Here is a 22,010-nt window from a genome sequence, read left to right on the forward strand (position 1 = left end):
AGAAGGAAACCCACACCATGAACCAGCCGAACCCCGAACGCTTCTTCGTCTACGTCGCGAATTCGAAAGACGGCGACATCGGCGTGTTTCATCTCGACGCGCGCAATGGCGCGCTCACGCCGCAAGCGCGCGTGGCCGCGCAGGACAACGTGATGCCGATGGCGCTCTCGCCCGATCGCCGCCGGCTCTATGCGGCCACGCGCGGCGCGGACAAGCGCATCAACGACTACGCCATCGATGCGCAGACCGGCAGCCTCACGCCGCGTGTCCAGACGCCAATCGAATCGAGCCTCGCGTATCTGTGCGCCGAGCCGCAGGGGCGTTTCCTGCTGGGCGCTTCGTACGGCGAGCATCGCGTGAGCCTGTATGGCGCGAACGACCTCGAGAACGGACGGGGCGCGCCGCTCCAGGTGATCGCTGACATCGAGCATGCGCACGCCGTCATCGTTTCCGCCGACGGGCGCTTCGCGTATGCGTCGTCGCTTGGCAGCAACCGCGTGTTCGCCTTTGCGCTGCAGGACGAAGGGCGCCTCGTCGAAATCGGCGCCGTCGATTTGGGCGCGGGCTTCGGTCCTCGGCATCTGCGTTTTTCGCCGGGCGGCGACGTGCTGTACGTGCTGAGCGAATTCCGCGCGACGGTGGCGGCTTTCGCGCGCGACGCCGCCACGGGCAAGCTCGCGGCGCTGCACGTTTCGCCGCGCGCCGCCGATCTCGCGCATCTGAACGACGGCTTTGCGCGCCCGAGCCCCACGGACCCCGTGCAGCCCGACCCGGCGGTGCTCGCCAAGAACGTTTGGGCCGCCGATATCCACGTCTCGCCCGATGGGCGCTTCGTCTACGTGTCCGAGCGCACGACGAGCCAGATTCTCACGCTGCGCGTAGCGCAAGATGGCGCGCTCGAATACGTGGGCGCGACTGCGACCGAAACACAGCCGCGCGGCTTTCGCATCGACCCCACGGGCCGCTTTCTGGTGGCGTGCGGAGAGAAATCGCAGCACGTCTCGGTCTATTCAGTCGATGCGGCGAGCGGCGCACTCACACCCGTCTCGCGCGGCGAGGGCGGCAACGGTGCGAACTGGGTGGAGATCGTCGCAGCCACTGCCTAACCGGTTCAAGCAAAAGTTTCGATTGTCAGGGCGCAGCGCGCCGCACTTTTACAGGTAATACGTTCATGTCTACACAAACCGTTCAACCGAACGCCACGCCCGTCGTGACCGAATTGCGCGTCGTGCCCGTGGCGGGCCGCGACAGCATGCTGCTGAACCTCTCCGGCGCGCACGGTCCGTTCTTCACGCGCAACGTCGTGCTGCTGCGCGACAGCGCGGGCCACACCGGCATCGGCGAAGTGCCGGGCGGCGAGGCGATCCGCAAGACGCTCGAAGACGCGCGTGCGTTCGTGGTCGGCCAGTCCATCGGCAATATGCAGTCGGTGCTCAACACCGTGCGCAAGCAGTTCGCCGACCGCGACTCGGGCGGCCGCGGCCTGCAGACCTTCGACCTGCGCACGACGATTCACGCGGTGACCGCGCTCGAAGCGGCGCTGCTCGACCTGCTCGGCCAGCACCTGAACGTGCCCGTTGCCGCGCTGTTGGGCGAAGGGCAGCAGCGCAGCGAAGTGGAGATGCTCGGCTACCTGTTCTTCATCGGCGATCGCAACAAGACCGATCTCGCGTACGCGAGCGGCGCCGATGGCCGCGACGACTGGGAGCGTGTGCGCACCGAAGAAGCGATGACGCCGGAAGCCGTCGTGCGCCTCGCCGAAGCCGCGCAAGCGCGCTACGGCTTCAACGACTTCAAGCTCAAGGGCGGCGTGCTGGCAGGCGACGCGGAAATGGAAGCGGTCACGGCGCTGGCCGAGCGCTTTCCCGAGGCGCGCGTGACGCTCGACCCGAACGGCGCATGGTCGCTCGCGGAAGCGATCCGCCTGTGCCGCGACAAGCACGACGTGCTCGCCTATGCCGAAGACCCGTGCGGCGCGGAAAACGGCTATTCGGGCCGCGAAGTGATGGCCGAGTTCCGCCGCGCCACGGGCCTGCCCACGGCCACCAACATGATCGCGACCGACTGGCGCCAGATGGGCCACGCGATCCAGCTGCAATCCGTGGACATTCCGCTTGCCGACCCGCACTTCTGGACCATGCAGGGCTCGGTGCGCGTGGCGCAGATGTGCAACGACTGGGGCCTCACGTGGGGCTCGCACTCGAACAATCACTTCGACATCTCGCTCGCCATGTTCACGCATGCGGCGGCCGCAGCGCCCGGCAAGATCACCGCGATCGACACGCACTGGATCTGGCAGGACGGCCAGCGCCTCACGCGCGAGCCGCTGCAGATCGTGGGCGGCAAGGTGCAGGTGCCGCAAAAGCCGGGCCTCGGCATCGAGATCGACATGGACGAGCTGGAAAAGGCCCACGCGCTCTACCAGGAGCACGGCCTTGGCGCGCGCGACGACGCGATCGCCATGCAATACCTGATTCCCAACTGGAAATTCGACAACAAGCGTCCGTGCCTCGTGCGCTGAACGCCAACTTCGACTGAACACTTTTACTGACTTCGCAACAGGATCAAGACCATGACCACGCCGCAAGAACTCAAGCAAATCGTCTCCGAAGGCCTGCTTTCGTTCCCCGTCACCGACTTCGACGCGCAAGGCAACTTCCGCGCGAACACCTACGCCGAGCGCCTCGAATGGCTGGCCCCGTATGGCGCGAGCGCGCTGTTCGCGGCGGGCGGCACGGGCGAGTTCTTCTCGCTCACGAAGAGCGAATACTCGCAGGTCATCAAGACGGCCACCGAAACCTGCAAGGGCAAGGTGCCGATTCTCGCGGGCGCGGGCGGCGCGACGCGCGTGGCGATCGAGTACGCGCAGGAAGCCGAGCGCAACGGCGCGCAGGGCATTCTGCTGATGCCGCACTACCTCACGGAAGCCTCGCAGGAAGGCATCGCCGCGCACGCCGAGCAGGTCTGCAAGGCCGTGCCGAACATGGGCGTCATCATTTACAACCGCGCCAATTCGAAGCTGAACGCGGACATGCTCGAGCAACTCGCCGATCGCTGCCCGAACCTGATCGGCTTCAAGGACGGCGTAGGTGAGATCGAGGCGATGGTGACGATCCGCCGCCGTCTCGGCGACCGCTTTTCGTACCTGGGCGGCCTGCCCACGGCCGAAGTCTACGCAGCGGCGTACAAGGCGCTGGGCGTGCCCGTGTATTCGTCTGCAGTGTTCAACTTCATTCCGAAGACGGCCATGCAGTTCTATCGCGCGATTGCCGCCGACGACCACGCGACGGTCGGCAAGCTCATCGACGAGTTCTTCCTGCCGTACCTGGCCATCCGCAATCGCCGCGCGGGCTACGCGGTCAGCATCGTGAAGGCGGGCGCGAAGCTCGTGGGCCATGACGCGGGCCCGGTGCGCGCGCCGCTCACCGATCTCACGGAAGAGGAAGTGGCGCAGCTCGACGTGCTGATCAAGAAGCTCGGCGCGCAGTAAGGCGTTCGGTGCTCGCGTCATGCTCGCGCCAGCCGGCGCGCGGCATGGCTTGCAGCATGGAACGCGACAGGGCCCTTGCGGCCCTGTTTGCTTACGAAGGGCGAATGCCGCCGGTCAGCTGTTGTCGGCGGAGTCGCCGAACAGGTCCAGATTGGCGCGTTCGCGCTTTTTGCCCGCATTGCCTTCGGACTTGCGCGGGCGCCGCGCGGCTTTTTCGCGGCGCGGCTTGCCGAACACCTCGTCGGGCGTGAAGCCGAATTCGGCGATTGCCGCGCGCACATTGGCCAGCGCTTCGTGCGCCGCTTCGGCGCGCAGCGCTTCGATGCGCTCGTCAAGCTCGCGCTTCTGGGCGAGCAATTCGCGGTAGGTAGCCATCAATGATTCATGTCGAGTGAAAACGAGGCGCTGATTTTACGCGCTGCGCGGGCTTCGCGTGGGCTTTACGCATGAATTAGCGGCATCAGAGATATGCGGCGAGGAGGGCGACCACGACGCCCGATAACCCCATCAGCAAGGCCGCGAGCCAGAGCGACCTGCGCGCGGGCGCTCGCACCGAGGCGGGCAAGCGCTTTTTGCCGCTTACCATCGGGCCAATGAGATTGTGGCCTTTCACGACCGCATAGACGGTAATCGCGCATACGTGCAGCACGACCGCCGCCGCGAGCAGATCCCAGCCCCACGCGTGCAGGTTCGCTATGGCATTGGCGATTGTTGCGGGCACGATTTCGCTGAGCGGGCCTTCGTCGGCGATATCGTTGTAGTCGTAGAGGCCGGTGAGCGTTTCGACGAGCAGCAGCGCGAGCAGCAGCAGAACCATCCAGCCGCCCGCCGCGTTGTGGCCCACCTGCACGTCGGGCTCGCGTCGCAACAAGTGGCGCAGATGCTCGATCGCCTTGCGCGGCGAGGCGACGAAACGCGAGAAGCGTGCAGTCTCGCTGCCGAAGCACCCCCACAGAATGCGAAACAGCACGAGCGCGAGCAGCGTTTCGCCAAGGCGCACGTGCATCTGCATCCAGTTCATGCGCTGCGTGACGTAGGCGGCGGCCACGAGCACGACGGTGAGCCAGTGGAACAGGCGCGTGGGCAGGTCCCAGACGGGCACGCGGCGTTCAGTGCGTTCGGGGTGGTCGCGGGATGCGGATGTCGTGGCGTTCATGATCCGTGGCGGGTGGGCGTGGCGCTCAAGGGCATCATAGGTCAGGAACGCTCGCGCGCCATGTGCAGCGCAAGATACGCAACTGCGTTAGCGCTGCGGCGACGTGGCGTCGCCCGGCGACTTCGGCCATACTTGCCGCTTGCCTTACATCCCTTGCAGGCCGATCCCGCAGATGGAAAAGAATCGACTCGAAGCATTCAGCGATGGCGTGCTCGCCATCATCATCACCATCATGGTGCTGGAACTCAAGGTGCCGCACGGCGACACGCTTGCCGCACTTGCGCCGCTCTGGCCGGTTTATCTGAGCTACGTGCTGAGCTTCATCTACGTGGGCATCTACTGGAACAACCATCACCATATGCTGCAGGTGGCGCGCCGCGTGAACGGCTCGGTGCTCTGGGCCAACCTGCATCTGCTGTTCTGGCTCTCGCTGCTGCCGTTCACCACGGGCTGGATGGGCGAAAACGAATTCGGGCGCTGGCCAACCGCGCTTTACGGCGTGAACCTGCTGCTCTGCGCGATTGCTTATGTCGTGCTGCAATTCACGCTCGTGCGCTATCACGGCTCGCAAAGCCCGCTTGCGATGGCATTGGGCAACGACTTGAAGGGCAAGATTTCGCCCGTCATTTATACGGCCGGTTTTGCGCTGGCGGCGTTCGACTATCCACGCGTTGGCGCGATTTTCTATTTCATCGCGGCGCTGCTCTGGCTCGTGCCCGATCGACGCATGGAGCGGCTGGCGCTCGCCGCGAGCGAAAAGAGGGAAGAGTAAGCGGCAAAGGGGCCGGCGCGCGTGTCGCCGGCCCCTTTGTGCATCACATCGCCATCAGCCCGCCAGGTGCTTGCGCTTGGCAAGTTCCTGCGCCTTGGCGTAGTCGGCCTGGATCACAGGCAGACCTTCCGTGGCGGCTTTCTTGAGGCCCGCGTCGCGGCCCGAGGCAATCTCCGCCTGGAAGGCCGAAAGCGTTTTCTGCTGCCCAGCCAGCGCGACCTGTTCGATATACGTCTTGTCGAAATCCGCGCCGCGCAGATTGTTGATGCTGCTGATCACCGCCGCATTCGGGTCGTTGCGCGGCACGTCCACGCCGCGCGGGCTTGCCGCGCGCATCGAGTCGGAGAGCTTCGAATAGTCGGCCACCAGCTTTTCCGCGAAGGCCTTCACTTCGCGGTCGGTCGAGCGCGAGTCGGCAATGCGCGCGGCGTCGCGCTGCGTGGCGACGGTTTGCGTGCCGTCCGAGATGAAGGTCTTGTCGGCTTCGTGGAGCCGAACGGCTTCGGCCGAGGTGGAGGCAGAAGCCGCGGAGGGCGCGGGGGTCTGCGCATGGGCGCTCAGCGAAACGGCGCAAAGGCTGGCGGCTGAAGCCGCGATGAGCGAGGCAAGCGAGAGGCGAGTCATGTGAACTCCTTTCTGCGTAGTTGGTATCGATTGCGCGTGCCGCGTGTGATGTGACGTTGCGGGCGGCTGTGCGCGCGACCGTTCTGGCGTAGCGCCTTAGTGCGCAACGGTCTGAGGAATTCTATGAACTCGCTTGCCGTTCAGGTGAAACGATTGCTTCGCTTGTGTAACGGTTGGTAAGAGAGGATGCGAGTTCAATAACGATCCACGTATTCACATCGACGTCATGTGTTTATGCAAAACGGCGTTCTCCATTCGCGCCAACCGGCGCACAATGTCCCCCGCGCGTATCGTTGCTTCCACAGCGAAAAGTCCCACGATGTGGGCACGAACGCGGTTTGAGTCCCACGAGCGTGTGCGCCAAAGCGCACGCGAAAAAACGTAGGCCAACAAGGAGGAGACGGGATGGACGACAAACTGGTTGCAAGCGCATCTACCGCGACATCGACTGACGCGACAGCGGCCGCTGCGGACTTTCGCTGGCGCGTGCTGATCTGGCTGCTGTTGGGCGGCGTCATCAACTACCTCGATCGCGCGAATCTCGCGATCGCCGCGCCCGGCATGATTCACGACCTGGGCCTTACGCGCACGCAAATCGGCCTGCTAGGCACCGTGTTCGCCTGGACCTACGCCGTGATGCAGTTGCCGGCGGGCTGGATCATCGACCGCTTCGGCGCGAAGCGCGCCTATGCAGTGGGCATGATCTGGTGGAGCGTGGCGACGTGGCTCACCGGCGTGGTCGGCTCGATCTCGGGCCTCATCGTCATGCGCGCACTGCTCGCCGTGGGCGAGGCGCCGTGCTGGCCGACCTCCGCCAAGATCACGGCGGCATGGTTTCCGGCCAAGGAGCGCGGCTTCGCCACCGGCATCTGGGATTCGTCGTCGAAATGGGGGCCCGCGCTTGCGCCCGCCGTGCTGGTCGCGCTGATGATCGCCTTCGGCTGGCGCTCGCTTTTTCACGTGACGGGCGCCATCGGCATCGTCTTCGCCGTGCTGTTCCTGTTTCTTTATCGCAACCCCGCGCAGAGCAAGCGGCTCACGCGCGAGGAGTTCGCTTATATCGAAGCGGGCGGCGGCGGCCACGAGCGTTCGCTTACGACCGCGCCCATTCGCTGGCGCGCGCTGTTCGCTTCGCGCAGCGTGTGGGGCATGATATTCGGCTACTTCTGCGCGATCTGGCTGTGGAATATCTTCCTTGTGTTCCTGCCGCTCTATCTGCTCGATCGCTTTCATATTTCGTTCGCACAACTGGGCATCTACGCGAGCATTCCGTGGTTCGGCGGCGCGGCCGGCGAGATCGCCGCGGGCTGGATCGCCAAGAAGCTCGTGGATCGCCATGTGGCGACGCCAATGGTCGCCAAGCGCGTGCTGATCGTGGTGGGCGCGATTGGCGCTGGCGTGTGCGCGGCGGCGCTGCCGCTCGCGGACACGATAGGTGCGAGCGTCGCGCTGATGACGCTGGGGCTCGCGTTCATCGCCGCCACGATCGGCAACGCCTGGGCGCTCGCGGCAGACATCGCGCCGTCTTCGATGGTCGCATCCGTGAGTTCGATCCAGAACTTCGGCGGCTATTTCGGCGGGGCGTTCTCGCCGGTCGTGGCGGGCTTTATCGTCGACCGCACGGGATCGTATTCGATCGCATTCATCATGGGCGGCGCGATTGCGGGGTGTGCTGCGCTGTTCTACTGGTTCATGGCGCGCAATACGGTGGGCCAGCCGGCCGATGCCGTTTGAGGAGGCCAACGTGAACGCCTACGAAAGCTTTCCCTGGCGCGCGCTGTACGACACCGGTACCGAGGCGCATCCTCAGCAGGACTATACGAACGGTATGGATATGTTCGCGGCGGCGCTGGCTCGCGCGCCGCGCGAAAGCGCGCTGCTTTACTTCGACGGCAGGCTCGACTGGCAGGCGCTCGACGCGTGGAGCGATCGCATTGCCTGCGTGCTGCTGGACGCAGGCGTGCAGCGCGGCGACCGCGTGGCGCTTTACTTGCAGAACGTGCCGCAGTTCGTGATGGCCTTGCTCGGCATCTGGAAGGCCGGCGCCGTGATGGTGCCGGTCAATCCGATGAACCGTGCGCGCGAACTGAAACTGCTGCTCGACGATTCGCAATCGCGCGTCCTGATCTGCGATGCCGCGCTCGAAAGCGACGTCGTTCGCGAAGTGGTTGCGAGCATCGAATCCGATGGCAACGCCGCGCCGCGTGTACTCACCACGCGCGCGCGTGCGCTGCAAACACGCGACGATCCGCGCGTATTCGGCGCGCAGCGCGAGGAGAGCGAGGCGGGCGAGGGCGCACGCGATCTCTTGCAGGCGGCACAGGCCGTGCAGCAAGGGCGAAAACCGCCGCCGGTCGCGCTGGCGGCGAGCGATCCCGCCATGCTCGTGTATACCTCGGGTACGAGCGGCCGCCCGAAAGGCGCGATCTGCACGCATGGCAATTTCGCGTTCAACTCGCAGACCTACCGCGACTTTTGCGACCTGCGCGAAGGCGGACCGATACTCGGCGTCGCGCCGCTCTTTCACATTACCGGCCTGCTTGGCCACATCGGCGCGGCGTGGATTGCGCGCGCGCCGCTTGTTCTCACGCACCGCTTCGACCCGGCGGCCACGCTCGACGCCATCGAGGAACACCGCGCGGAGTTCACGATCGGCGCGATCACGGTGTTTATCGCGCTGCTGCATCATGCCGAGGCAACCCGCGAAAAGCTCGCGACGCTCACGAAGATCTATTCGGGCGGCGCGCCGATTGCGCCCAGCGTGGTGGAGGCGTTTCGCGCGAAGTTCGGCCACGTGATCCACGGCGCCTATGGGCTCACCGAAACGAATTCGCCCACGCACATGGTGCCGCTCGCGCGGTTGGCGCCCGTCGATCCACGCAGCGGCGCGCTCGCGATGGGCGTGCCGGTGCCGGGTGCCGAAGCGGCGATTGTCGACGATGACGGTCACATGCTCGCTGCCGGTGAAACGGGCGAGATCGTCTGCCGCGGGCCGATGGTCGTGCCCGGCTACTGGAACAACGCGGCGGAGACGGCTAATGCGTTTCGCGGCGGCTGGTTCCATACCGGCGACGTCGGGTTCATGGACGAAGCGGGCTGGTTCTATCTCGTCGACCGCAAGAAGGACATGATCAATGCGGCCGGCTTCAAGGTCTGGCCACGTGAAGTGGAAGACGTGCTTTACGGCCATCCTGCCGTGCGCGAAGCGGCCGTGGTGGGCGTGCCCAATGCGTATCGCGGCGAGACGGTGAAAGCCGTGGTGAGCCTGCGCGCGGGCGCAGTGGCCGACGCAGCGGAGTTGATCGCGTTCTGCAAGGCACGCATGGCGGCGTACAAATATCCGCGCATCGTCGAGTTCCGCGACGAGTTGCCGAAGACGGCGACGGGGAAGATATTGCGGCGGGAATTGCGGTAATGGTTGCTCTGAAAAACCGCCGCGCCCCGAGACAGACTCGGGGCGCGGCGCTTCGATGAACCTTATTGCGCCTGGCTGCGCAGCGCCCTGGCGGCAGCAACCATGTTGGTCAACGCAGGAACCACCTCCGCCCACTGACGCGTCTTCAACCCACAGTCCGGGTTCACCCACAGGCGCTCAGCGGGAATACGCTCAGCGGCCTTCTGCATCAGTTGCACGATATGCGCTTCGGTCGGAATATTCGGCGAGTGAATGTCGTATACGCCCGGTCCGATTTCGTTCGGATACTTGAAGTTGTCGAACGCGTCGAGCAGCTCCATATCCGAGCGGGACGTTTCAATCGTGATGACATCCGCATCCATATCGGCGATCGACGCGATGATGTCGTTGAACTCCGAATAGCACATGTGCGTGTGGATCTGCGTTTCGTCTGCCACGCCGTTCGCGGTGATGCGGAACGATTCGACGGCCCAGCGCAGATACTCGCCCCACTGATCGCGCCGCAGCGGCAGACCTTCGCGCAGCGCGGCTTCGTCGATCTGGATCACGCCCACGCCCGCCTTCTCCAGGTCGAGCACTTCTTCGCGAATGGCGAGCGCGAGCTGGTAGCACGACACCGAACGCGGCTGGTCGTCGCGCACGAAGGACCAGTTGAGGATCGTCACCGGACCCGTGAGCATGCCCTTCATGGGCTTGTTCGTGAGCGATTGCGCGTAGGTGATCCACTCCACGGTCATCGCCTTCGGGCGGCTGATGTCGCCGAACAGAATGGGCGGCTTCACGCAACGCGAGCCATACGACTGCACCCAGCCGAACTGGCTGAACGCGTAGCCGTCGAGCTGTTCTCCGAAGTATTCGACCATGTCGTTGCGCTCGGCTTCGCCGTGCACGAGCACGTCGAGGCCCAGTTGCTCCTGCTCGCGCACGCTGCGCCCGATCTCGGCGCGCATGGCCGCCCGGTAGCCTGCGTCGTCAAGCGCGCCGGCCTTGAACTGGCTGCGCGCCCGGCGGATTTCGGCCGTTTGCGGAAACGAGCCGATCGTGGTGGTCGGGTACGCCGGCAGATTGAGAATGGCGGCCTGCTTCGCGGCACGCACGGCGTAAGCGTGCTGGCGGCTGCCTAGATTTGCATCGATGCCGGCGATCGCAGCCTTCACCGCCGGGTTATTCACGCGCGGCGAGTGGCGGCGCGCGGCGATGGCGGCGGCGTTCGCGGCAAGTTCGACAGCCACCGCGCCGCGGCCCTGGTTGAGTGCCGCGGCCAGCAGCTTGACTTCGTCGAGCTTTTGCAGCGCAAATGCGAGCCACGAGCGGATTTCAGCGTCCAGCTTCTCTTCGCTCGCGAGATCCACTGGCACGTGCAGTAGCGAGCACGACGGCGCGATCCACAGGCGCTCGCCCAATTGCTTAGCCAGCGGTTCGAGCCATTCGAGCGTAGCGGTCAAGTCCGTCTTCCAGATGTTGCGGCCGTTGATCGCGCCCACCGAGAGCACGCTCTGCGCAGGCAGTTTCTGCGCGGCCAGTGCGACTTCCTCACGTGCGTTGATCGCGTCGATATGCAGGCCGTCGACGGGCAGCGAGCAGGCGAGGTTCAGATTGTCCTGTAGTTGTCCGAAGTAGGTGGCCAGCAGCAGCTTGACGCTGCGCAGTTCGAACCCTTCATACGCCGTCGCGAACGCGGCACGCCATGCCGGGTCGAGCTCGGTCACGAGAATCGGCTCGTCGATCTGCACCCACTCGACGTCCATCACGCGGAAGTAGTCGAGCAGCGCGCGGTACGCCGGCATGATGCGCGGGAGCAGCGCCAGCTTGTCGGAATTGTCCTTTGCCTTGCCGAGCCACAGGTACGTGAGCGGCCCGATGATGACGGGCTTGGCCTTCACGCCAAGCTCGCGCGCTTCGCGCAGTTGCTCGGAAAGACGCGACGTGTCGAGGTTGAACTGCGTATCGGCCGTGAATTCGGGGACGATGTAGTGATAGTTCGTGTCGAACCACTTCGTCATTTCGCCGGCCGCGACGCCGCCGCAGCAAGCGGCATGGTCCTCGGCGCCTGCGGCCGAGCGGCCCCGCGCCACGCGGAAGTAGTTGTCGAGCTTGTCGCCGTGGAAACCCTGCACGCGCTCGGGCAGGTTGCCGAGCGTGAAGCTCATGTCGAGCACCTGGTCGTAGAACGCGAAGTCGCCGGCGGGCACGAGGTCGAGACCTTTCTGGTTGTCCCAATGGCGCGCGCGCAGTTGCGCGCCAAGCGCCTTCAGTTCGGCGCGCGAAGACTCGCCTTTCCAGTAGCGTTCGAGACCGGACTTGAGTTCGCGTTTTGCGCCGATGCGCGGAAAGCCGAGATTGTGCGTGGTGACCATGTGCGTTGCCGTCCGAAATGAAGATGCTGAAAACGTTCCAGAGTGGCAGCGATCATAGAGGTATTCGAAGATGAAGAAAAATGGCATTATTTCATTCATCCATTAGTTTTCTTCATCTTAAGCCGGCCTGGCGCGGCGCCCCGCGTGCAAGGCTGACGCCGCCCGGCGCATGCGAGGTCTTACGTTTTTAAAACGAAAGGAACGCGCCCGAACTTCGTATATTGATCGTTCAATTAACTTAAAGCCGCTGTTTCGTGGGCTTCGCGGGAATCGCTTGTCGCTTCTGCGCAATTGCTCGTCGCAATTGCTACGTTAGTCCGCTTTTTGCCGGACAACTATGTGTCATGAGACTTCATGACCCAGCGACGCAGTTCGATTCCTCGAGGAGATGACGATGTGCCGATTCCCCCTGCTTAAGACAGGCGCGCTCGCGTGCGCCGCGGTCCTCAGCGCCAGCGCCTTTGCGGCCGATCCCGCCGCGTGCAAGGACGTGCGCTTCGCCGACGTGGGCTGGACCGATATCGCGGCGACCACGGGCGTCGCATCGACGATCCTCGGGGCGCTCGGCTATACGCCGACAAAAACGATCGCCTCGGTGCCGATTACGTTCGCCGGGCTCAAGAGCAAGCAGATCGACGTATTCCTCGGCTACTGGTCGCCCACCATGGACCCGATCATCGCGCCCTTTACGAAGTCGGGTTCGATCAAGGTTCTCTCGACACCGAATCTCACGGGCGCGAAATACACGCTCGCTGTGCCCGACTACGTCTACCAGGGCGGCTTGAAGTCGTTCCAGGACATTGCGAAATTCGCAGACAAGCTGCAAGGGCGCATCTACGGCATCGAACCCGGCAACGACGGCAACGCGCTGATCCAGAAGATGATCGGCGCGAACCAGTACGGCCTCGGCAAATTCAAGCTCGTCGAGTCGAGCGAGGCGGGCATGCTCGTGCAGGTGAAGCGCGCCGTGCGCGAGAAGCAATGGATCGTGTTCCTCGGCTGGGAGCCGCATCCGATGAACGTGCAGATGAAGATCGACTATCTCGCGGGCGGCGACGACGTGTTCGGCCCCGACTACGGCGCGGCGCGCGTACTGACCGCCGAACCGCCCGACTATGCCGCGCGCTGCCCGAACGTGGCGAAGTTCGTTTCCAACCTGCAGTTCACGACCGCCATCGAGAACCATTTGATGGTGCCGATCGCGAACAAGGAGGACCCGAACAAGGCCGCCGCCGACTGGCTGCGCACCAATCCGCAAGTGCTCGACAGCTGGCTCGCCGGTGTGACCACGCTGGACGGCAAACCCGGCCTGCCTGCCGTGCGCGCCTCGCTGGGCGTGCATTGACGTGCCCTGGTCCGCGGTGAACGCCGCGGACCTCCCTGCGGTACATCCCTATTTGCGCGGCAATTTTGGTTGATTAGCGTTCAAAAGAGGAGGAGGCAGATGGAGCAAGCGGGAATCGGAACGCACGGCGCGGAGGAGAGCGCCGCACGCGGCGGTCATGGCCATGCGCTGCAGCGCGGCCTTACATGGAAAGATGCGTTCTGGGTGACGAGCGGCGTGCCCGCGGGCGTGCTGTTCACGATCGGCGGCGTTTGCGCGACTATCGGACAGCCGGCATGGGCCATCTGGATCGCGTCGATCACGATGGGCCTCGTGCAAAGCGCCACCTACGCCGAGATTTCAGGGCTCTTTCCGCATAAGTCGGGCGGTGCTTCGGTGTACGGAGCAATCGGCTGGGTCCGTTACAGCAAGATGATCGCGCCCGTTTCCGTGTGGTGCAACTGGCTCGCGTGGTCGCCCATGCTGGCGCTTGGCTGCGGACTCGCCGCGAACTACGCGCTCGCGACGCTGTTTGCGCCCGATGCGGCCATCTTGCAGTGGCACTGGACGCTCGCAAACCTGGACTTCATCAAGCCGGGTCTCACGCTGCGCATCAACGCCACGTTCCTGATCGCGGCAGCGTTCCTGCTCATCACCTTCCGGCTTCAGCATAGCGGCGCTTCGAAGGCCGCGAAAACGCAGAAGATTCTGGGTATCGCTTCGCTTACACCACTTTTGATCGTCGGACTCGTGCCGTTCGTCACGGGCGACGTGCCGGCAAAACATCTGTTTCCGCTGCTGCCCCTCGGCCATGATGCGCACGGCAATCTCACGGCATCGGTCTTCGGCGCATGGAACGGGCAGGGCGTGATCATGGCGCTGGGCGCGATGTTCATGGCGGGATGGGCCTCGTACGGCTTCGAAACGGCGGTGTGCTATACGCGCGAGTTCCGCGATCCACGGCGCGATACGGCGAGGGCGATTTTCTGGTCGGGCGCGCTTTGCCTCGTCGTCATGACGCTCGTTCCTCTTGCGTTTCAGGGGTCGCTCGGCACGGCGATGATGCTCGATCCGCGCATCGGCGACGGCACCGGCGTGGGCACCGCCATGGCCGCGATGGTGGGCGGCGGCGCCTGGGTGGGCAATGCCGTGGTGGTAATGCTCATGCTCTCGATTTTGCTGATCGTAATGACGTCGATGATGGGTTCGTCGCGCACGCTCTATCAGGCTTCGGTGGACGGCTGGCTGCCGCGCTATCTCTCGCGGGTCAACGAGCACGGCGCGCCGACGGCGGCGATGTGGACCGATCTCGGCTTCAATCTCGTCCTGCTCGCGATGTCGGACTATATGACCGTGCTGTCGATCTCGAACGTCTGCTACATGTTGTTCGTTTTCCTGAATTTGCAGTCGGGCTGGATTCATCGCATGGATCGTGGCGCGTGGGCGCGTCCGTTTCGTTGCCCGACGTGGCTGCTCGCGCTGGGGGCGCTGTGCGGGTATGCGAACCTCGTGTTCGTTGGCGCTGGCGCCAATCTGCAAGGAGAGGGGACGCTGCGCGACGGCCTCATCGCCATGCTGCTGATCGTGCCGGTGTTTGCTTTCCGGCATTACTGGCAAGATCGCGGGCGGTTTCCGGCGGGCAGTGCGCTCGACATGGAAGTGAGCGTGCCGGTGCGCAGCCGATGGCTGAGTCTCGCGCCTTATGGTGCGCTCGTTGCGGCGGCGCTGACGATCGCGGCTTCGCATTGGCTGGCCGCTTCGGTCTGAGTTAGCTTCAGTAGTGCGTCGATAGTTGGCTTCAGTGTTGGCGGCATCATGCGGGCGAGTTTCCCGTGTGGTGCCGCTTTTTTACTGACTTGGCCGCGCACTGGTTGAACACAACGAAAAAGCCAGACGCGGCGCGCAGATCCCCGCGCGCCGCCTCTGGCTGATAAGCGGTACTTAAAGCGTCACTGCGCGTACTTTCTCCTTATGCGTCGCGCCATTCGTGGCGGAAAAGTCAGCCCCACGGGCCGCAGCTCCGTTCGCCACGAAATACGGCGCATTCGAACGCGCCAGCGCTTCACGCCCGCGAATCCTGTCCGCGATCTTTTCCGCGATCATGATCGTCGGGGCATTGAGGTTGCCGGTGGTAATGCGCGGCATGATCGACGCATCCACGACGCGCAGGCCGTCAACGCCATGCACGCGGCCTTCGCCGTCCACCACGGCCATATCGTCGTAACCCATCGCACACGAGCACGACGGGTGATAGGCGGTTTCCGCGCGGTTGCGCACGAAAGCATCGATCTCCGCATCGGTCTTGAGCGCCGCGCCGGGGTTCAACTCGCGTCCGCGAAAGCGGTCTAGCGCAGGTTGCGCAATGATTTCGCGAGTGATGCGGATCGCGTCGCGGAACTCGCGCCAGTCGAGCGCTTCGGCCATGTAGTTGAAGAGAATCGACGGATGCTGGCGCGGATCGCGCGAGCGCAGCTTCACGCGCCCGCGGCTTGGCGAGCGCATCGAGCCCACGTGCGCCTGGAAGCCGTGCATCTTGATCGCATTGCTGCCGTTGTAATTGATCGCAACGGGCAGGAAGTGATACTGAAGGTTCGGCCAGGGATCGTCGTCGCGCGTGCGGATGAAGCCGCCCGCCTCGAAATGATTGCTCGCGCCAATACCGGTGCCGCGCAGCATCCATTCAATGCCAATGGCCGGTTGATTGCGCATGAGAAGCGCAGGGTAGAGCGAAACCGGCTCCTTGCACTCGTACTGCATATACATTTCCAGGTGGTCCTGAAGATTTTGACCCACGCCCGGCAGATCGAGCACAACGGGGATGTCCAGTTCGCGCAGCCACGCACCCGGACCGATGCCCGAGCGCTGCAGAATTTGCGGCGAGGCGATCGCGCCCGCGCACAGCAGCACTTCACGGCGCGCATAGCGGGTCACGCGCGCGGGCCCGTCGAGGAAGACGACACCGCACGCCCGCTTGCCGCTGAACAGAATGCGGTCCGTTACCGCGTGCGTGACGATGTCGATGTTAGGTCGATGCCTGGCCTGATCCAGATAGCCGCGCGCGGTGCTCGCGCGCCGGCCTTTGGCGGTCACCGTGCGATCCATCGGACCGAAGCCTTCCTGGCGGTAGCCGTTGAGATCGTCGGTGCGGGCGTAGCCTGCCTGCACGCCAGCCTCGATCATCGCTTCGAAGAGCGGGTTCACGCCCGGCTTGCTCGTCGTCACGTGAACGGGACCTTCGCCGCCGTGATAATCGTTCGCGCCGATGTCGCGCGTTTCGGCTTTGCGGAAATAGGGCAGGCAGTCCAGATAGCTCCAGTTTGCAAGGCCTTCGCGCTCGGCCCAGCCGTCGTAATCTAGCGCATTGCCGCGGATATAGCACATGCCGTTGATGAGCGACGACCCGCCCAGCCCCTTGCCGCGCCCGCATTCCATGCGCCGGTTGTTCATGTGCGGCTCGGGGTCGGTTTCGTAGGCCCAGTTGTAGCGCCGGCCTTGCAACGGGTAGGCGAGCGCCGCGGGCATCTGCGTGCGGAAATCGAAGCGGTAGTCGGGGCCGCCCGCTTCGAGCAGCAGCACCGTCGCATCGCGATCTTCGGTGAGGCGCGCGGCGAGCACATTGCCCGCCGACCCCGCGCCAATGATGATGTAGTCGTACTCTTGCGCTGCCATGCAGGACTCCCTCAGAAAACGGGCTGATACGGTCCCAGTTCGACCTGGACGGATTTGATGCGCGTGTAGTGTTCGAGCGTCGTGATGCCGTTCTCGCGGCCCACGCCCGACTGCTTGTAGCCGCCCACGGGCATTTCGGCGGGGGACTCGCCCCACGTGTTGATCCAGCAGATGCCGGCTTCGAGCCGATGAATCACGTGGTGCGCGCGCGAAAGGCTTTCGGTCACGACACCGGCGGCGAGACCATAAAGCGATTCGTTGGCGCGCGCGATCACTTCGGCTTCGTTGGCGAAGGCGAGAATGCTCATCACCGGGCCGAAAATCTCTTCCTGCACGATGCGCATGTCGTCGCGGCAGCCGGAAAACACGGTGGGCTGCACGTATTGGCCGCGCGCGAAATCGCCATCCGTGAGGCGCGCTCCGCCCGCGATCAGCCGTGCGCCTTCGCGCTTGCCGCTCTCGATATAGCCGAGCACCTTGTCGAGTTGCGCGGCGTTCGCGAGCGGCCCGAAGTTGGTGGCGGGATCGGCGGGATGGCCTACGCGAATACGCTGAACGCGTTCGAGCACGCGCGCTTCGAACGCGGCAATCACCGATTGATGGACGAACACGCGCGTGGCGTTGGTGCACACCTGGCCCGCGCTGAAGAAGTTGGCGGTCACGGCGATATCGGCGGCGCGGTCGAGGTCGGCGTCTTCGAAGACGATGAGCGGCGACTTGCCGCCCAGTTCCATCGTGACTTCCTTGAGCGTGGAGCCGCCCGCGGCCGCCATGACTTTCTTGCCCGTTTCGACGCCGCCCGTAAACGAAATCTTCTCGATGCCGGGATGCACGCTCAGCATGGCCCCCACGCGGCCGTCGCCGTGGACCACGTTGAACACGCCCGGCGGCACGCCTGCCTCGATATAAATCTCGGCGAGCTTCGAGGCCGAAAGCGGGGTGATCTCGCTCGGCTTGAAGATCATCGCGTTGCCTGCCGCAAGCGCAGGCGCCGACTTCCAGCAGGCGATCTGCAACGGGTAATTCCACGCGCCAATGCCTGCCGTGACGCCCAGCGGCTCGCGCCGCGTGTAGACGAACGAGCTTTCGCGCAGCGGAATCTGCTGACCTTCGAGTGCGGGCGCGAGGCCCGCGTAGTACTCGATCACGTCCGCGCCGGTGACGATGTCCACGCTGCGCGTTTCGGCGATGGGCTTGCCCGTGTCGCGGGTTTCGAGCGCCGCGAGCTCGTCGTTGCGCTCGCGCAGCAACTCGACCGCGCGCCGCAGAACGCGCGAGCGCTGCATCGCGGTCATGGCCGCCCAGACGCGTTGGCCGGCGCGTGCCGATTGCACCGCACGGTCGATGTCGGCGGGACTCGCATGCTGCACGGTGGCGAGCCTCGTGCAGGTGGCGGGATCGTAGCTGTCGAAGGTTTCGCCGCTGGTGGCGTCGGTGTAGGCGCCGTCGATAAAGAGGCGTTGCAGGGGAAAGAGGGACATCGATTGGCTCCGGGCCGGGTTATTTGGCCGACTTGCCTGAGCGCGGCTTCGCGCGCGCTTCGAGCAGCAGGTCGATGTAGTCGTTGGCCACGCGCAGCGCGGCCTTCGTGTCGAACGGTTCGCCCGTGAGCGCGCCCCGCAGCCAGAGGCCGTCGATCAGCGCGGCGAGACCGCTCGCGGCGCGTCGGGCCGTAGCGCCCGGCAGCACCTTCTCGAACTCCGCGCAGAGGTTCGAATGCAGCCGCCGCGTGTTGACGCGCTGCAGCCGGCGCAGCGCGGGCTGATGCATGCTCTCGGCCCAGAACGCGAGCCACGTCTTCATGACGGGCGAGTTCACCTGCGAAACGTCGAAGTTGGCCGCAACGATGGCGCGAAGGCGGGCGCGCGGTTCGTCTTTCGCGGCGAGGCGCCGCCGCACCGTGGCCTCCCAGAGGTCGTGCAGCACGTGGCGCATGGTGGCTTCGAGCAGGCCGTCCTTGCCGCCGAAATAGTGACTGACGATGCCGGTGGAGATCTTCGCGTGCTGCGCGACGGTGGCTAGCGTCGTGCCCGAGAGCCCCGACTGGTCGATCGATTGCAGCGTGGCGTCGATGAGTTGCGCGCGACGCACGTCGCGCATTCCGATCTTGGGCATGGGGACTCCGGGCAATGCGGGAAGGCTTCCACTCTAGGTATTTTTTATTGAATGTTCAATCAATAAAAACGTAGAAACGGCGGGATCGGCGGATTTTACAAAGTCCGCGTCGGATTACCGATGATTGCATCTCCGGAACCCCTCGCGAGGCCCGCCACATAAAGGATTGCGCCTGTTTTTCAGGGCTTTTTCCGCTGCGGGCGTGTCGCGTTAGCGCCAGCGCGTGTCGTGTCTGCGCAAGTCGGTCGAGATTTGGACTTGTACGTTTTGATCCACCGCGCAAGGCGCCACGCGTTTTCTGTGCGGACCGACAACCTGTATCGCCAGACAAGAGAGACCCGACACCATGAGAAAACCGAATGCGGTGGCACTGAGCGGCATCGCGATGGCATTGAGCGCTGTCTCGACCGCAAGCCATGCCCAAAGCAGCGTCACGCTGTACGGAATCATCGACGCGGGCGTGACGTATGTGAGCAATGCGGGCGGCTCGCATCAAGTCAAATTCGACGACGGCATTGCGCAGGCCAACCGCTGGGGGCTCAAGGGCACCGAGGATCTCGGCGGCGGGTTGAAGGCCGTGTTCCAGCTGGAGAGCGGCTTTCACCTCGGCAATGGGCAGATCGCCAACGGCGGCTCGCTTTTCGGCCGCCTCGCTTATGTCGGACTCCAGAACGATTGGGGCACGCTCACGTTCGGCAATCAGGCCGACATGACGCAGGAGTTCGTGTACCTCTACAACGTCACGGCGTGGGCGAGCGGCTACGCGATCAACCAGGGCGACTTCGACCGCATGAACGGCGACCATCTGCCGAATGCCGTGAAGTTCATGTCGAACACGTTCGGCGGATTCCAGTTCGGCGGCATGTACTCGTTCAGCAACACGCCCGGCGACTTTCACACCGGCAGCGCCTGGAGCGCGGGCGCGCAGTACCAGAACGGCCCGTTCGCGATGGGCGCTGCCTACACCCAACTCAACAACCCATCGGGCATTTACGCGTTCGATCCATACAACATGATCGGCGTGCGCACGTTCTTCGGCAGGCCCACCGTCAGCGTCGATCCGGCCACGGGCGCGGTCAGCTCGCTCTATAGCGAAACGCCGTTCCCCGTGGACAAGCAGGCGACCTTCGGCACGGGCGCGAGCTACGCCATCGGCGACGTCACGTTGATGGCCGCTTTCACGTACACGCAGATCAAGGCGTTCGGCGAGAGCGAGCACATGCAGGTGGGCGAGGGCGGCGCGAACTGGCAGGTCACGCCCGCGTTCAGCGTGGCGGGCGGCTACCAGTACACGCACTTCGACGGTCACCATTGGAACCAGCTCTCGGCGGGCCTGCATTACCTGCTTTCGAAGACCACGGACGTCTATCTCTCGGGCGACTGGCTCAAGGCTTCGCAAGGGGTGGACGCGGTGATCGGCTACAGCTTCACGCCTTCTTCGACCACCACGCAGGCCGATGTACGCGTGGGCTTGCGGCATTCGTTCTGAGTGAGCGCCGGGCGGGCGTTTTCTCGTTGCAAAACATCGGGAAAACCCGCAGTGCAACCCCGGCACAACGTCCGCCGGAGACGCCCGAAGCCCCGTCTGGCGGGGCTGTCCAACGGCGATGGCGTTTTTGTTCTATCGACTGATGCGGCCTCTTTGGTCTACTTGCACTCAAGCTCATCCATGCGCTCAGCGCGAAGGGAAGTCAGATGAACGTCAGCGTTTTCGACCTGTTCAAGATCGGAATCGGTCCGTCCAGCTCGCATACGGTCGGCCCGATGGTCGCTGCGTGCCGCTTCGCGTCCCATATCGAGGACGCCAATCTGCTCGCGTTTGTGCGCCGCGTCAAAGTCGAGCTTTACGGCTCGCTCGGCGCGACGGGCAAGGGCCACGGCACGGACAAGGCCGTGCTGCTCGGCCTCGAAGGCAATCTGCCCGACTCGGTCGATCCCGACCAGATCGAGCCGCGCCTCGCCGCCATTCGCCGCGAGAAGACGCTCGTGCTGCTCGGCAAGCAGGCCGTCCGCTTCGACGAGAAGGAATGCATCGGCTTCTTTCGCAAGACGATGGGCGGCGCGAACACGCTGCATCCGAACGGCATGCGCTTTCAGGCCTTCGACGAAAACGGCCAGCTGCTCGTTGAAAAGGAGTACTACTCGGTCGGCGGCGGCTTCGTCGTGAACCGCGACGGCGACCGCGTCAATGGCGTGCGCAGCGGACGCGACGTGCCGTATCCGTTCCGCACGGGCGACGATCTGCTGCGCGTGTGCAACGAGAGCGGGCGTTCGATCGCCGAAGTCACTTTGGCTAATGAGTGTGCAGCACGTTCGCCGCAAGACGTGCGTGAAGGGCTGCTCACGATCTGGCGCGCGATGGCCGCCTGCGTGGAGCGCGGCTGCAAGATGCACGGCGAGTTGCCCGGCCCGATGCAGGTGAAGCGCCGCGCCGCCGATCTCTCGGTGCATCTGCGTTCGCGCTCGGAAGAGTCGCTGCGCGATCCGCTTTCCATGCTCGACTGGGTCAACCTCTACGCGATGGCCGTGAACGAGGAAAACGCGGCGGGCGGCCGCGTCGTCACGGCGCCGACGAACGGCGCGGCGGGCGTGATTCCCGCTGTGTTGCACTACTATGTGAAGTTCGTTGCGGGCGCAAACGAAGACGGCATCGCCAACTTCCTGCTCACCGCGGCGGCCATCGGCATCATCTACAAGGAAACGGCATCGATTTCGGGCGCGGAAGTGGGCTGCCAGGGCGAAGTGGGTGTGGCGTGCTCGATGGCGGCAGCGGCGCTCGCAGCCGTGATGGGCGGGATGCCTCGCCAGGTGGAGAACGCCGCCGAAATCGGCATGGAACACAACCTCGGCATGACCTGCGACCCGGTGGGCGGCCTCGTGCAGATTCCGTGCATCGAGCGCAACGCGATGGGCGCGATCAAGGCGATCAATGCCGCGCGCATGGCGCTCAAGGGCAACGGCGAGCACTACGTCACGCTCGATAACGTCATCAAGACGATGCGCGAGACGGGCGCCGACATGAAGACGAAATACAAGGAGACGTCGCGCGGTGGTCTCGCCGTGAACGTCATCGAGTGCTAACGGAAGC

The 22,010-nt window shown here is 64.5% G+C and carries 17 protein-coding genes; 10 read left to right on the forward strand and 7 right to left on the reverse strand.

Features of this window, described 5'->3' with window-relative positions:
• Positions 1-17 precede the first annotated feature (17 nt).
• The 3 genes from FAZ97_RS18650 (at position 18) to kdgD (ending at position 3,490) form a co-directional block, all read left to right on the forward strand.
• Positions 18-1,106, forward strand: coding sequence for a lactonase family protein (locus FAZ97_RS18650; RefSeq protein WP_158759916.1), 1,089 nt, complete (start codon positions 18-20; stop codon positions 1,104-1,106).
• Positions 1,107-1,171: 65 nt separating this feature from the next.
• Positions 1,172-2,521, forward strand: a complete 1,350-nt coding sequence (gudD, locus tag FAZ97_RS18655) for a glucarate dehydratase (protein ID WP_158759917.1) — start codon at positions 1,172-1,174, stop codon at positions 2,519-2,521.
• A gap of 51 nt (positions 2,522-2,572) precedes the next feature.
• Positions 2,573-3,490 carry a 5-dehydro-4-deoxyglucarate dehydratase gene (kdgD, locus tag FAZ97_RS18660; RefSeq protein WP_158759918.1) on the forward strand — a complete coding sequence of 306 codons (918 nt, stop codon included), beginning with the start codon at positions 2,573-2,575 and terminating at the stop codon, positions 3,488-3,490.
• Positions 3,491-3,604: 114 nt separating this feature from the next.
• On the opposite strand, the gene FAZ97_RS18665 is transcribed toward kdgD, so the two are convergent.
• The gene (locus tag FAZ97_RS18665; protein ID WP_158759919.1) at positions 3,605-3,865 is read right to left on the reverse strand and encodes an H-NS family nucleoid-associated regulatory protein; all 261 of its coding nucleotides are present in this window, start codon (positions 3,863-3,865) and stop codon (positions 3,605-3,607) included.
• A gap of 85 nt (positions 3,866-3,950) precedes the next feature.
• On the reverse strand, positions 3,951-4,646 hold the full coding sequence (locus tag FAZ97_RS18670) for a cytochrome b/b6 domain-containing protein (RefSeq protein WP_158759920.1): 696 nt from the start codon (positions 4,644-4,646) through the stop codon (positions 3,951-3,953).
• A 172-nt stretch (positions 4,647-4,818) separates the two neighbouring features.
• Here FAZ97_RS18670 and FAZ97_RS18675 point away from each other — a divergent pair, with 172 nt between their 5' ends.
• Positions 4,819-5,418, forward strand: coding sequence for a TMEM175 family protein (locus FAZ97_RS18675; protein WP_158759921.1), 600 nt, complete (start codon positions 4,819-4,821; stop codon positions 5,416-5,418).
• A 54-nt stretch (positions 5,419-5,472) separates the two neighbouring features.
• On the opposite strand, the gene FAZ97_RS18680 is transcribed toward FAZ97_RS18675, so the two are convergent.
• Positions 5,473-6,042, reverse strand: coding sequence for a DUF4142 domain-containing protein (locus FAZ97_RS18680; RefSeq protein ID WP_158759922.1), 570 nt, complete (start codon positions 6,040-6,042; stop codon positions 5,473-5,475).
• A gap of 405 nt (positions 6,043-6,447) precedes the next feature.
• Between FAZ97_RS18680 and FAZ97_RS18685 the strand changes: the two genes are divergently transcribed.
• Positions 6,448-7,776: an MFS transporter gene (locus tag FAZ97_RS18685; RefSeq protein WP_158759923.1), complete on the forward strand. Its 1,329-nt coding sequence runs from the start codon at positions 6,448-6,450 to the stop codon at positions 7,774-7,776.
• A 10-nt stretch (positions 7,777-7,786) separates the two neighbouring features.
• Positions 7,787-9,457: an AMP-binding protein gene (locus FAZ97_RS18690; RefSeq protein WP_158759924.1), complete on the forward strand. Its 1,671-nt coding sequence runs from the start codon at positions 7,787-7,789 to the stop codon at positions 9,455-9,457.
• A gap of 62 nt (positions 9,458-9,519) precedes the next feature.
• On the opposite strand, the gene metE is transcribed toward FAZ97_RS18690, so the two are convergent.
• A complete protein-coding gene (metE, locus tag FAZ97_RS18695) occupies positions 9,520-11,814 on the reverse strand; it encodes a 5-methyltetrahydropteroyltriglutamate--homocysteine S-methyltransferase (RefSeq protein ID WP_158759925.1) in 2,295 nt (764 codons plus the stop codon).
• A 394-nt stretch (positions 11,815-12,208) separates the two neighbouring features.
• On the opposite strand from metE, the gene FAZ97_RS18700 reads away from it, so the two are divergent.
• Positions 12,209-13,159, forward strand: a complete 951-nt coding sequence (locus FAZ97_RS18700) for a choline ABC transporter substrate-binding protein (RefSeq protein ID WP_158759926.1) — start codon at positions 12,209-12,211, stop codon at positions 13,157-13,159.
• A gap of 99 nt (positions 13,160-13,258) precedes the next feature.
• The gene (locus tag FAZ97_RS18705) at positions 13,259-14,905 is read left to right on the forward strand and encodes an APC family permease (protein WP_158759927.1); all 1,647 of its coding nucleotides are present in this window, start codon (positions 13,259-13,261) and stop codon (positions 14,903-14,905) included.
• Positions 14,906-15,079: 174 nt separating this feature from the next.
• Here the strand turns inward: FAZ97_RS18705 and betA are convergent, their stop codons facing one another.
• From betA to betI, 3 genes are read right to left on the reverse strand one after another with little or no spacing between them, the layout of a single operon-like run.
• Positions 15,080-16,807 carry a choline dehydrogenase gene (gene betA, locus FAZ97_RS18710; protein ID WP_158759928.1) on the reverse strand — a complete coding sequence of 576 codons (1,728 nt, stop codon included), beginning with the start codon at positions 16,805-16,807 and terminating at the stop codon, positions 15,080-15,082.
• A gap of 11 nt (positions 16,808-16,818) precedes the next feature.
• On the reverse strand, positions 16,819-18,288 hold the full coding sequence (betB, locus tag FAZ97_RS18715; RefSeq protein WP_158759929.1) for a betaine-aldehyde dehydrogenase: 1,470 nt from the start codon (positions 18,286-18,288) through the stop codon (positions 16,819-16,821).
• Between the two features lie 19 nt (positions 18,289-18,307).
• Complete coding sequence (gene betI, locus FAZ97_RS18720) at positions 18,308-18,922, reverse strand: transcriptional regulator BetI (protein WP_158759930.1); 615 nt, start codon at positions 18,920-18,922, stop codon at positions 18,308-18,310.
• Between the two features lie 346 nt (positions 18,923-19,268).
• Here betI and FAZ97_RS18725 point away from each other — a divergent pair, with 346 nt between their 5' ends.
• Positions 19,269-20,411, forward strand: coding sequence for a porin (locus FAZ97_RS18725; RefSeq protein WP_158759931.1), 1,143 nt, complete (start codon positions 19,269-19,271; stop codon positions 20,409-20,411).
• Between the two features lie 206 nt (positions 20,412-20,617).
• A complete protein-coding gene (locus FAZ97_RS18730; RefSeq protein ID WP_158759932.1) occupies positions 20,618-22,003 on the forward strand; it encodes an L-serine ammonia-lyase in 1,386 nt (461 codons plus the stop codon).
• Positions 22,004-22,010 lie beyond the last annotated feature (7 nt).

The sequence above is a fragment of the Paraburkholderia acidiphila genome (assembly GCF_009789655.1).
GTDB lineage: Bacteria > Pseudomonadota > Gammaproteobacteria > Burkholderiales > Burkholderiaceae > Paraburkholderia > Paraburkholderia acidiphila.

Excerpts from the sequence above, each read along its gene's own strand:
- FAZ97_RS18650 (WP_158759916.1), top strand. The coding sequence starts at position 18 with ATGAACCAGCCGAACCCCGAACGCTTCTTCGTCTACGTCGCGAATTCG.
- gudD (WP_158759917.1), top strand. The coding sequence starts at position 1,172 with ATGTCTACACAAACCGTTCAACCGAACGCCACGCCCGTCGTGACCGAA.
- kdgD (WP_158759918.1), top strand. The coding sequence starts at position 2,573 with ATGACCACGCCGCAAGAACTCAAGCAAATCGTCTCCGAAGGCCTGCTT.
- FAZ97_RS18665 (WP_158759919.1), bottom strand. The coding sequence starts at position 3,865 with ATGGCTACCTACCGCGAATTGCTCGCCCAGAAGCGCGAGCTTGACGAG.
- FAZ97_RS18670 (WP_158759920.1), bottom strand. The coding sequence starts at position 4,646 with ATGAACGCCACGACATCCGCATCCCGCGACCACCCCGAACGCACTGAA.
- FAZ97_RS18675 (WP_158759921.1), top strand. The coding sequence starts at position 4,819 with ATGGAAAAGAATCGACTCGAAGCATTCAGCGATGGCGTGCTCGCCATC.
- FAZ97_RS18680 (WP_158759922.1), bottom strand. The coding sequence starts at position 6,042 with ATGACTCGCCTCTCGCTTGCCTCGCTCATCGCGGCTTCAGCCGCCAGC.
- FAZ97_RS18685 (WP_158759923.1), top strand. The coding sequence starts at position 6,448 with ATGGACGACAAACTGGTTGCAAGCGCATCTACCGCGACATCGACTGAC.
- metE (WP_158759925.1), bottom strand. The coding sequence starts at position 11,814 with ATGGTCACCACGCACAATCTCGGCTTTCCGCGCATCGGCGCAAAACGC.
- FAZ97_RS18700 (WP_158759926.1), top strand. The coding sequence starts at position 12,209 with ATGTGCCGATTCCCCCTGCTTAAGACAGGCGCGCTCGCGTGCGCCGCG.
- FAZ97_RS18705 (WP_158759927.1), top strand. The coding sequence starts at position 13,259 with ATGGAGCAAGCGGGAATCGGAACGCACGGCGCGGAGGAGAGCGCCGCA.
- betA (WP_158759928.1), bottom strand. The coding sequence starts at position 16,807 with ATGGCAGCGCAAGAGTACGACTACATCATCATTGGCGCGGGGTCGGCG.
- betB (WP_158759929.1), bottom strand. The coding sequence starts at position 18,288 with ATGTCCCTCTTTCCCCTGCAACGCCTCTTTATCGACGGCGCCTACACC.
- betI (WP_158759930.1), bottom strand. The coding sequence starts at position 18,922 with ATGCCCAAGATCGGAATGCGCGACGTGCGTCGCGCGCAACTCATCGAC.
- FAZ97_RS18725 (WP_158759931.1), top strand. The coding sequence starts at position 19,269 with ATGAGAAAACCGAATGCGGTGGCACTGAGCGGCATCGCGATGGCATTG.
- FAZ97_RS18730 (WP_158759932.1), top strand. The coding sequence starts at position 20,618 with ATGAACGTCAGCGTTTTCGACCTGTTCAAGATCGGAATCGGTCCGTCC.